This is a genomic window from Neisseria sp. P0021.S006, from assembly GCF_051956895.1.
In genome coordinates, this window is the sequence record NZ_JBQCWZ010000451.1 from 1 (window position 1) to 1,128 (window position 1,128).

Consider the following 1,128-nt stretch of genomic DNA (forward strand, 5'->3'; position numbering starts at 1 on the left):
GTTCAGACGGCCTTGACCATCCATCTTTACCTTAACAGAGGCAATCGACAATGAAATGTGATTTAAGCAAAATAACCTGTATCGAAGACTTGCGCCTTGTTGCCAAACGTAAAATGCCGCGTATGTTTTATGACTATATTGACTCAGGCTCTTGGACAGAAACTACTTATCGTGAAAATACTTCGGATTTCAAAGATATCCGTTTCCGCCAAAAGGTATTGGTTAATATGGAGGGACGCAGTCTCGAAACCAAAATGATTGGGCAGGATGTGAAAATGCCGGTGGCGATTGCGCCGACCGGTTTTACGGGTATGGCGCACGCTGATGGGGAAATCTTGGCGGCGCGGGCGGCGGAAAAATTTGGTATTCCGTTTACGCTGTCGACCATGTCTATTTGTTCGATTGAAGATGTGGCTGAAAACACCAGCTCGCCGTTTTGGTTTCAGCTTTATGTGATGCGCGACCGCGAGTTTATGGAAAACCTGATTAAGCGTGCAAAAGATGCCAAATGTTCGGCTTTGGTATTGACTGCCGATTTGCAGGTTTTGGGTCAGCGCCACAAAGACATCAAAAATGGCCTGTCTGCACCGCCGAAGCCGACCATTGCCAATTTAATCAATTTGGCGACTAAGCCCGAATGGTGCATGAAAATGCTGAACACGGAACGTCGCACTTTCCGCAATATTGTCGGTCATGCGAAAAACGTGGGCGATTTGTCTTCGCTGTCTTCATGGACTTCCGAACAATTCGACCCGCGCCTGAGCTGGGACGATGTGGCGCGCATTAAGGATTTGTGGGGCGGCAAGCTGATTATCAAAGGCATTATGGAGCCTGAAGACGCGGAAAAGGCAGCGAAAAGCGGCGCGGACGCATTGGTCGTTTCCAATCATGGCGGCCGTCAGCTTGACGATACTGTGTCTGCCATTAAGGCTTTGCCTGATGTGGTCAGCGCGGTAGGTAGCGACATCGAGGTTTGGATGGACAGCGGTATCCGCAGCGGTCAGGATATTTTGAAGGCTTGGGCTTTGGGTGCGAAAGGTACGATGATTGGCCGGGCGTTCCTGTATGGTTTGGGGGCGTATGGTGAAGAAGGTGTAACCCGTGCGCTGGAAATCCTGTATAAAGAAA

The 1,128-nt window shown here is 49.6% G+C and carries 1 protein-coding gene; it reads left to right on the forward strand.

Annotated features, from left to right (window positions below; genetic code table 11):
• Positions 1 to 50 precede the first annotated feature (50 nt).
• Positions 51 to 1,128: alpha-hydroxy acid oxidase (locus ACTHUM_RS14915; RefSeq protein WP_440403281.1), on the forward strand; the 1,078-nt coding region annotated here is incomplete at its 3' end.